We start from the raw sequence: 8,595 nt of genomic DNA on the forward strand, positions 1-8,595 counted from the left end.
GCTATGGAAAAGATACTCAGAATTAATTTAATTCCTAAAAACGAATTAGAAACCATAATTCCATTAATATCGCAACTAAATAGTGGAAAAGTGTTAGAGGATGTTTTAAAAGAGAGATTATTCGAAATGAAAAAAATGAACTACCAATGTATTGGAGTTTACCATGTGGATAATTTAATTGGTATTTGTGGTTTTTGGATTCTTAACAAATTCTATATTGGTAAGCATATAGAGCCCGATAATGTTTTTATTAGTAAAGAATACCGTAGTATGGGTGTTGGTAAATTAATGTTAGATTGGATTTTAAACCATGCCAAAGAAATAGGTTGTAATAGTAGTGAAATAAACTGCTACGTAACTAATAAAAGAGGTATCCAATTTTGGGAAGACCAAGGATATGTTGCTGAAGGATACCACATGAGAAACGTTTTTGATAGAAATAATGAATAAAATATATAATCCAAATAGCGAAGATTGGAAAACTATTCTGATGCGACCAACACAAACGGTAGCAGATATAGAAGATACCGTAAATGGTATTTTTAAAGAAGTCCAAGAAGGTGGCGATGCTGTTATAAATAACTATACCCAAAAATTTGATGGTGTAACCCTTACTTGTAACGTAGTAGCCTTAGAAGAAATTAATTCTGCTGTAGCAACTGTTTCAGAAGATTTAAAAAAAGCTATTCAACTTGCAAAAGCAAATATTGAAATTTTTCATAAAGCTCAAAAAACTACTAAAGTAGAGGTAGAGACTGCAACCGGCGTACAATGTTGGCAAGAAAAACGTCCTATTCAAAAAGTAGGTTTATACATTCCAGGTGGTACAGCTCCACTATTTTCTACCATTTTAATGTTGGCAATACCTGCTAATATTGCAGGATGCGAAGAAATTATTTTGTGTACTCCACCAGATAAGGAAGGAAATGTACATCCAGCAATTCTGTATACTGCTAATTTATGTGGTGTTACTAAGATTTTTAAAGTTGGTGGAATTCAGGCAATTGCAGGAATGACTTTTGGTACAGAAACTATTCCGCAAGTATATAAAATATTTGGACCAGGAAATCAATATGTAACGGTAGCAAAGCAAATAGCAACCAAACATGGTGTTGCCATAGATATGCCTGCAGGTCCTAGTGAACTTTTGGTAATGGCAGACGATTCTGCAAATGCAGCTTTTGTAGCGTCCGATTTATTAAGTCAGGCAGAACATGGTATAGATAGTCAAGTAATTTTAGTTTCTACATCAAAAGAGTTTATTTTAAAAGTAGAGATTGAAATAACAAAACAGATCAATGATCTGCCACGAAAAAATATTGCAGAAAAAGCAATTGCAAATAGTAAATTAATCTTTGTAGAAAAGGACCAAACAGCTATTGATTTAATCAATGAATATGGGCCAGAACATTATATTCTATGTGTTACTAATGAAGATTTATTTATAAATCAAATTAAGAATGCAGGCTCTGTTTTTATAGGTAATTACACTCCTGAAAGCGCAGGAGATTATGCTTCAGGAACCAACCATACCTTACCAACTAACGGTTACGCCAAACAATATAGCGGTGTAAATTTAGATAGTTTTTTAAAAAGTATGACTTTTCAAAAAATAGCACCAAAAGGTATTCAAGAAATAGGAAAAGCTATTGAATTAATGGCGGAAGCTGAAGGTTTACAGGCACATAAAAACGCCGTATCATTACGTTTAAAAAGTTTAGAATAAAGAAATGGATAATTTCAACTTAGATAGTCTAGTAAGGCCAAACATACGGAAATTAAAAGCATATTCTTCAGCCAGAGGCGAGTTTCAAGGAAATGGCGATAAAATGATGCTTTTAGATGCTAATGAAAGTCCATTTGAAAATGGATTGAATAGATATCCAGACCCACAGCATCGTGGACTAAGAGCTAGACTTTCTGAAATTAAAAATATTTCGGAAGAAAATATCTTATTGGGTAATGGTAGCGATGAATTAATTAGCCTGTTTTTTAATGCTTTTTGCCAACCTAGAGAAGACAATGTAATTGTACTTCCACCAACATTTGGAATGTATGAGGTACAAGCGAATATTAGCGATATAGAATTAAAAAAAGTAAATCTATCAGAAGATTTTCAACCTAAAGTGGATGCTATTTTAGAGGCAAGCAATGCGAACACAAAAATGCTCTTTATTTGCAGTCCTAACAACCCAACGGGTAATTCTATAGAGATACAAAAAATAGAAGAGTTACTAAGCCAGTTTAAGGGGCTAGTGGTTATCGATGAGGCGTATATAGATTTTAGCAATCAGCCTAGTTGGCTGCAAAGGTTAAAAGAATTTCCTAATTTAATTATTATCCAAACCTTATCTAAAGCCTATGGTTTAGCGGGTATTCGTTTGGGAATGTGCTACGCTTCTAAAGAAATTATTGAAGTATTAAACCGCATAAAATTACCTTATAATATAAACAGTCTAACGCAAAAGAAGGCGCTTAGTAAATTAGAAAATCTACCCTTAATACAAGAGAAAATTGGAAGATTATTAGAAGGAAGAGAATTTGTAATGGACCAATTGCTTAAAATGGATTGTATAACTAAAGTATATCCTTCCGATGCCAATTTTATTCTCGTACAGTTTGATGATGCTGATACAAGATATAAAGAACTAATTGCAAAAGGAATTGTGGTTCGTAATAGAAGTACACAATCTGGATGCTCTAGCACATTACGTTTAACTATTGGGACAAGAGAGGAAAATATAGTATTGATTAAAGCTTTAAAAGAACTAATATAAAATGAAAAAAGTACTTTTTATAGACCGCGACGGAACCTTGGTATTAGAGCCTCCTGTAGATTATCAGTTAGATAGTTTAGAGAAGTTAGAATATTACCCAAAAGTATTTCAATATATGGCAAAAATAGCCAATGAATTGGATTATGAATTAGTTATGGTTACCAACCAAGATGGTTTGGGAACCAATTCTTTTCCTGAAGATACTTTTTGGCCAGCGCAAAATAAAATTATCGCTGCTTTTGAGAAAGAAGGAGTTGTATTTGCTGCTATTTATATAGACAAAACGTTCCCCAATGAAAATGCAGAAACTCGCAAACCAAGAACAGGTTTACTAACCAAGTATTTTAATGACGATGAATACGATTTAAAAAACTCTTTTGTTTTAGGTGACCGTATTACAGATATGGAATTGGCTAAAAATTTGGGAGCTAAAGGCATCTTCTTATCGGAAGACCCAGAATTAGGAGCAGACGAAATAGAGGCGAATAAAAAGAGTATCCAGGATGCTATTGCTATAACATCTACGAACTGGGAAGAAATCTATGAATTTTTAAAACTAGAAGATAGAGTTGCAGAAATTACCCGTAATACCAACGAAACTAAGATTTATATTAAACTAAATTTAGATGGTTCTGGAAAGAATAACATTGCTACAGGCATTGACTTTTTTGACCATATGTTAGACCAAATAGGTAGGCATGGTTCAATGGATTTAACCGTAAAAGTAGATGGAGATTTACATGTAGATGAACACCATACTATTGAAGACACTATGATTGCCTTAGGAGAATTGTTCCATAAAGCATTAGGAAATAAATTAGGTATAGAACGTTATGGTTTCTGCTTACCTATGGATGACTGTTTAGCACAAGTTGCTGTGGACTTTGGTGGCCGTAATTGGCTAGAATGGGATGCGGAGTTTAAACGCGAAATGATTGGTAAAATGCCAACCGAAATGTTTTTCCATTTATTTAAATCTTTTACCGATGGGGCTAAATGCAACTTAAACATAAAAGCAGAGGGTATTAATGAGCATCATAAAATAGAAGGTATTTTTAAAGCTTTTGCAAAAGCAATGAAAATGGCAGTTAAAAGAGATGCAAACAAAATGTTTTTGCCAAGTACCAAAGGAATGTTATAATTAAGAAGTTGATATTTTTTAGCTACTTAACTACTTATATAAAAATGAAAATAGTAATTATAAATTACGGAGCAGGAAACATTCAAAGTATAAAATTTGCTATTAAGCGTTTAGGGTACGAGGCTGTTTTAACGGATAATGTAGAGGAAATAAAGGCTGCGGATAGAGTTATTTTTCCAGGCGTAGGAGAGGCCAGTAGTGCTATGACTAAACTTAGAAAAAGTGGTTTAGATACATTGGTTCCTACTTTAAAACAACCTGTTTTAGGGATTTGTTTGGGTATGCAATTAATGTGCAATTCTTCTGAGGAAGGAAAAACTACAGGTCTAGGTATTTTTAATATAGATGTGGTAAAATTTATTACAGACGTAAAAGTCCCACAGATTGGATGGAATGAAATAGCAGATCTAAAATCCAAACTCTTTGCTGCTATTCCCGAAAAATCACATATTTATATGGTGCACAGTTTTTATGCGCCACTTTGTAAAGAAACCATTGCCGTTTCGGGTTATGGTGTTAATTATAGTGCTGCTTTGCAAGAAGGAAATTTTTACGGAACACAATTTCATCCAGAAAAAAGTAGTAAAGTCGGAGAACAAATATTGCGTAATTTTTTAGAAATGTAATGAGTACATCTTACTATATATCTACCGATAAAAAATTATTGAATGTAAATTTCATTCATAATTATATAGGTTCTATTTCGTATTGGGGCAAAGGAAGGTCTTTAAAAGAGGTGGAAAGCACTATTGAAAACTCCTTATGTTTTAGGGTATATACTAAAGATAATATTCAAATTGGTTTTGCGAGAGTAGTTACCGATTATACTTTTTTTGGATATATTATGGATGTTATTATGGATGAAAAATTTCAAGGGAAAGGTATAGGAAAACAGTTAATTTCTTTTATCCTTAAGCATGATGTAATTAAAAAACTAAACACTTTAGCGCTAAAAACAAAAGATGCGCAAGAGCTTTATATTAAATATGGATTTAAAGTAATAGGAGATTCTCCTTTATGGATGTCCATAGATAAACAAAAATTAGAATGAGAATAATACCAGCAATAGATATTATTGAAGGACAATGTGTACGACTTTCAAAAGGAGATTATGACACTAAAAAAGTGTATAATGAGAACCCTTTAGAAGTCGCTAAAGAATTTGAAGCGCACGGTATAGAATACCTGCATTTAGTAGATTTAGATGGGGCAAAGTCTAAACATATTGTAAACCATAAGATTTTAGAACAAATTGCTTCTAAAACTAGCCTAAAAATAGATTTTGGTGGCGGTTTAAAAACAGATGATGATTTGCGTATAGCTTTTAATAGTGGTGCTAACCAAATAACAGGAGGAAGTATTGCTGTTAAGAATCGTGAAAGGTTTACACAATGGATTTCTACGTATGGAGCGAATAAAATTATTCTTGGTGCAGACGCAATGGATGAAAAGGTAGCCGTTTCTGGTTGGTTAGAAGAATCTAAAGAAGAGTTGGTTCCTTTTGTTCAAGGATATCAAAAAGAAGGTATAAACTATGTTATTTGCACAGATATTAGTAAAGATGGTATGCTAGAAGGCCCTTCTTTTGATTTATACAAAAAAATACTAGAACAATCTCAGTCTGGCTTAAAGCTTATAGCGAGTGGTGGTATATCTACTTTTGATGAGTTACCTAAATTAGAAGAAATGGGGTGTGAAGGAACTATTATAGGAAAGGCTATCTATGAAAATAGAATAAGTTTAAAACAGCTAGAAAATTTTATCCTTTCTAAATAATTCCAAACTAAATAATTAAACAAATGCTTACTAAAAGAATAATTCCTTGTTTAGATATTAAAAACGGAAGAACCGTTAAAGGAATCAATTTTGTTGATTTACGAGATGCTGGTGACCCTGTGGAATTGGCAGAAATTTATGCAGAAGCAGGTGCCGACGAACTAGTTTTTTTAGATATTTCAGCAACCGAAGAACGCAGAAAAACATTAGCAGAGTTGGTATATCATGTAGCCGAAAAAGTAAATATTCCGTTTACCGTTGGTGGTGGAATTTCTTCTGTAGAAGATGTAGATGTTCTGTTACAAAACGGAGCAGATAAAGTATCTATAAATTCCTCTGCTATTAAAAATCCTCCATTGATTAACGATTTAGTGGCTAAATTTGGTTCCCAATGTATTGTGGTGGCTATAGATGCAAAGAAAATCGATGGGATTTGGATAGTACATTTAATGGGAGGAAAGGTACCTACGGAACTTAATTTATTCGATTGGGCAAAAGAGGTAGAAAAAAGGGGTGCTGGTGAAATATTATTTACATCCATGAATAATGATGGCACAAAAAACGGATTTGCAAATAAGGCATTAGCACGCTTATCTACGGAATTGAATATTCCTATAATTGCATCTGGCGGAGCAGGAACCATGCAACATTTTACAGATACTTTTCTCGAAGGAAAAGCAGATGCAGCACTAGCAGCAAGTGTTTTCCATTTTAAAGAGATTGAAATCGTAGATTTAAAAAAAGAATTAAAGAAAAATGAAATTCCGGTTCGATTATAATAGAACACGATAAAAGAAACATAATGAACATAGATTTTAATAAAAATAACGATGGTTTAATTCCTGCAATTATACAAGACGCCACTACTAAAAATGTATTGATGTTGGGGTATATGAATGAAGAGGCCTATGCCAAAACGATAGAATCCAAAAAAGTTACTTTCTATAGTAGAACAAAAAATAGGTTGTGGACCAAAGGAGAGGAAAGTGGTAATTTCTTAAACCTTGTTGCTATAAAAAATGATTGCGATAATGATACCTTATTGATTTCCGTAAATCCCGTAGGACCAACGTGTCATACAGGAACAGATACGTGCTGGAAAGAAGAAAACATATCTAATTTTGGTTTTTTATCACAATTAGAAAAAACTATAGAACAAAGAAGAACAACTTCGGATGGTACTACATCTTATGTTGCTTCTCTTTTTGAAAAAGGAATTAATAAACTAGCGCAAAAAGTAGGAGAGGAAGCTGTAGAAGTTGTTATAGAAGCAAAGGATGATAATGACGATTTATTCTTAAACGAAAGTGCCGATTTACTCTTTCACTATCTAATGCTTCTACAAGCAAAAGGTTTTACTTTGAAAGATGTAGAGACGGTTCTAAAAGGTAGAGAAAAATAATACCATGAGGCGAAAAAGGGTGCTTCTTACGTGTTTATAAGAAGCACCCTTTTTTTGGTTTTGTTAATCCTTTTTAATGATTCTTGAACCGCTATTTATGTTTTCGTGAGTTATAATAGCATCTCCCTTGTAATAAAATTTACTCCCTGCTTTGGCTTCTATATCTATGGTATTAGAAACCGTTAAATAAGCCCTTGAATCGGCAAGAAGATCCAGTTCTAAGTCTTCAATTTCTAAATCGTAATCTTTTAATTCACTATCTGCAGATAACTTTGCCTTAACATGTTCTGCGGTGCCAAACAAGTCTATTTTAGAGTCTGCTGTCATCATTTTAAGTTAACCTCAAGAACAACAATACTAAACTATACACTAGCCATAAGCATGTTAAAGCTGGTTTTTGTTGTACTAGGATAAGCCCCAACCACACAAAATACAATTGTCATTTTAAACCACTTTTTTATTACTCTGGATCTCTAAAACTACAAATGGCATTAAATTGTCCCATAGCCATTCTTTCGGAGGTCATTTTTGCTCTATTGGCTAGTTCTCCCACATACAAGCTATCTATGGTAGAATGCCATAAGGTGATCCATTGCTCAAAATGATAGGGAGCAATGGAGTGGTTCAAATTTTTATCTACCGTTCGGTGTGCTATGGTAGGGTTTCCTTTAAAACAGACGTCTCCTAAAAGTGCGGTTACCCAAAAATCGGTTAGCTTCTCTAAATGCGCCGGCCATTGTTCCTCTTTTATATGACTATTAAAAATGGGGCCTAGCAACTCATTTTCTCTTATATGTCTATAGAAAGTATGTACTAATACACGTATGTCTTCTCTATTTTCTATATTTTTTACCATGTAGTAAAGGGTGTTTTTTCTTTTCTAATTGTATAATAACAAAGCTAATAAGCGCTAACCTAATTTTTTTATGCTATAACTTGGTTAACGCGTTCTACTTTATCTTGTACGGAAATAGATAAACGAATAATACTTTCTTGTAAACAAGATAAATCGTGCGGTACATTGGCTTCCAAAGCAATCATATCTCCTTTTTTTAAGATTTGTTTGTTTCCGTTTATGCCAAAATCAATTTCTCCATCAAACATTTCAATAATAATAGGGTAGGGCGCTTTGTGCTCTTTCATGCATTGCCCTTTTTTCATTACTATACGTACTTCTTTGGTATTCGCCGTTTTTAATAAAACCGTAACTGTAGGTTTATCGTTTTCTTGGTATGTAATATTCTCTAATAAAGATGCTGTATTCATCATGTTATTTTTTATTGTTCTGTTATAATTTAAAAAGCTTTTATATTCTCATTTAATGGTACTTGGCTAACTAAAAGGACTGTTACTCGATAATCGAGATTTAAATGCTCCGAGGCTTGCCTCGAAATTTTAAGGTTGTTTTCCTACGAATACCTCGGGGCTTGCTCCTAGAGGTAGTTTACTTCGTATTTCTATCATAGTTTATAAAAGGGTCTTCTTATCCTTTATAAGTG

The 8,595-nt window shown here is 33.2% G+C and carries 12 protein-coding genes; 9 read left to right on the forward strand and 3 right to left on the reverse strand.

Annotated features, from left to right (window positions below):
- The first annotated feature begins 3 nt into the window (after positions 1–3).
- The 9 genes from QZZ51_RS09280 to hisIE are packed head-to-tail and all read left to right on the forward strand — an operon-like array spanning position 4 to position 7,096.
- On the forward strand, positions 4–450 hold the full coding sequence (locus tag QZZ51_RS09280; protein WP_291868961.1) for a GNAT family N-acetyltransferase: 447 nt from the start codon (positions 4–6) through the stop codon (positions 448–450).
- Positions 443–1,726: a histidinol dehydrogenase gene (gene hisD, locus QZZ51_RS09285; RefSeq protein WP_291868963.1), complete on the forward strand. Its 1,284-nt coding sequence runs from the start codon at positions 443–445 to the stop codon at positions 1,724–1,726. The genes QZZ51_RS09280 and hisD overlap by 8 nt, the downstream gene beginning before the upstream one ends.
- Before the next feature lie 4 nt (positions 1,727–1,730).
- On the forward strand, positions 1,731–2,777 hold the full coding sequence (gene hisC, locus QZZ51_RS09290; RefSeq protein WP_291868965.1) for a histidinol-phosphate transaminase: 1,047 nt from the start codon (positions 1,731–1,733) through the stop codon (positions 2,775–2,777).
- A 1-nt stretch (position 2,778) separates the two neighbouring features.
- The gene (gene hisB / locus QZZ51_RS09295; protein WP_291868967.1) at positions 2,779–3,918 is read left to right on the forward strand and encodes a bifunctional histidinol-phosphatase/imidazoleglycerol-phosphate dehydratase HisB; all 1,140 of its coding nucleotides are present in this window, start codon (positions 2,779–2,781) and stop codon (positions 3,916–3,918) included.
- Positions 3,919–3,962: 44 nt separating this feature from the next.
- Positions 3,963–4,544, forward strand: a complete 582-nt coding sequence (gene hisH / locus QZZ51_RS09300; RefSeq protein ID WP_291868968.1) for an imidazole glycerol phosphate synthase subunit HisH — start codon at positions 3,963–3,965, stop codon at positions 4,542–4,544.
- Positions 4,544–4,969, forward strand: a complete 426-nt coding sequence (locus QZZ51_RS09305) for a GNAT family N-acetyltransferase (protein ID WP_291868970.1) — start codon at positions 4,544–4,546, stop codon at positions 4,967–4,969. The genes hisH and QZZ51_RS09305 overlap by 1 nt, the downstream gene beginning before the upstream one ends.
- Positions 4,966–5,694, forward strand: coding sequence for a 1-(5-phosphoribosyl)-5-[(5-phosphoribosylamino)methylideneamino]imidazole-4-carboxamide isomerase (gene hisA / locus QZZ51_RS09310; RefSeq protein ID WP_291868972.1), 729 nt, complete (start codon positions 4,966–4,968; stop codon positions 5,692–5,694). Before QZZ51_RS09305 ends, hisA begins: the two co-directional genes overlap by 4 nt.
- A 23-nt stretch (positions 5,695–5,717) precedes the next feature.
- A complete protein-coding gene (gene hisF / locus QZZ51_RS09315; RefSeq protein WP_291868974.1) occupies positions 5,718–6,473 on the forward strand; it encodes an imidazole glycerol phosphate synthase subunit HisF in 756 nt (251 codons plus the stop codon).
- Positions 6,474–6,496: 23 nt separating this feature from the next.
- Positions 6,497–7,096: a bifunctional phosphoribosyl-AMP cyclohydrolase/phosphoribosyl-ATP diphosphatase HisIE gene (gene hisIE, locus QZZ51_RS09320; RefSeq protein WP_291868976.1), complete on the forward strand. Its 600-nt coding sequence runs from the start codon at positions 6,497–6,499 to the stop codon at positions 7,094–7,096.
- Between the two features lie 63 nt (positions 7,097–7,159).
- On the opposite strand, the gene QZZ51_RS09325 is transcribed toward hisIE, so the two are convergent.
- The 3 genes from QZZ51_RS09325 to QZZ51_RS09335 form a co-directional block, all read right to left on the reverse strand.
- Positions 7,160–7,426, reverse strand: coding sequence for a DUF2807 domain-containing protein (locus QZZ51_RS09325; protein WP_291868978.1), 267 nt, complete (start codon positions 7,424–7,426; stop codon positions 7,160–7,162).
- Between the two features lie 130 nt (positions 7,427–7,556).
- Positions 7,557–7,952, reverse strand: a complete 396-nt coding sequence (locus QZZ51_RS09330; protein ID WP_291868980.1) for a group III truncated hemoglobin — start codon at positions 7,950–7,952, stop codon at positions 7,557–7,559.
- Between the two features lie 68 nt (positions 7,953–8,020).
- Entirely contained in the window at positions 8,021–8,365 is a 345-nt protein-coding gene (locus QZZ51_RS09335; RefSeq protein ID WP_366511960.1) for a cupin domain-containing protein, read from the reverse strand.
- Positions 8,366–8,595: the final 230 nt, after the last annotated feature.

Origin of the sequence: Maribacter sp. (genome assembly GCF_016744255.1) — a bacterium.
Classification (GTDB): domain Bacteria; phylum Bacteroidota; class Bacteroidia; order Flavobacteriales; family Flavobacteriaceae; genus Maribacter_B.

Coding starts and splice junctions, on each gene's coding strand:
- QZZ51_RS09280 (WP_291868961.1), top strand. CDS start 4: ATGGAAAAGATACTCAGAATTAATTTAATTCCTAAAAACGAATTAGAA.
- hisD (WP_291868963.1), top strand. CDS start 443: ATGAATAAAATATATAATCCAAATAGCGAAGATTGGAAAACTATTCTG.
- hisC (WP_291868965.1), top strand. CDS start 1,731: ATGGATAATTTCAACTTAGATAGTCTAGTAAGGCCAAACATACGGAAA.
- hisB (WP_291868967.1), top strand. CDS start 2,779: ATGAAAAAAGTACTTTTTATAGACCGCGACGGAACCTTGGTATTAGAG.
- hisH (WP_291868968.1), top strand. CDS start 3,963: ATGAAAATAGTAATTATAAATTACGGAGCAGGAAACATTCAAAGTATA.
- QZZ51_RS09305 (WP_291868970.1), top strand. CDS start 4,544: ATGAGTACATCTTACTATATATCTACCGATAAAAAATTATTGAATGTA.
- hisA (WP_291868972.1), top strand. CDS start 4,966: ATGAGAATAATACCAGCAATAGATATTATTGAAGGACAATGTGTACGA.
- hisF (WP_291868974.1), top strand. CDS start 5,718: ATGCTTACTAAAAGAATAATTCCTTGTTTAGATATTAAAAACGGAAGA.
- hisIE (WP_291868976.1), top strand. CDS start 6,497: ATGAACATAGATTTTAATAAAAATAACGATGGTTTAATTCCTGCAATT.
- QZZ51_RS09325 (WP_291868978.1), bottom strand. CDS start 7,426: ATGATGACAGCAGACTCTAAAATAGACTTGTTTGGCACCGCAGAACAT.
- QZZ51_RS09330 (WP_291868980.1), bottom strand. CDS start 7,952: ATGGTAAAAAATATAGAAAATAGAGAAGACATACGTGTATTAGTACAT.
- QZZ51_RS09335 (WP_366511960.1), bottom strand. CDS start 8,365: ATGATGAATACAGCATCTTTATTAGAGAATATTACATACCAAGAAAAC.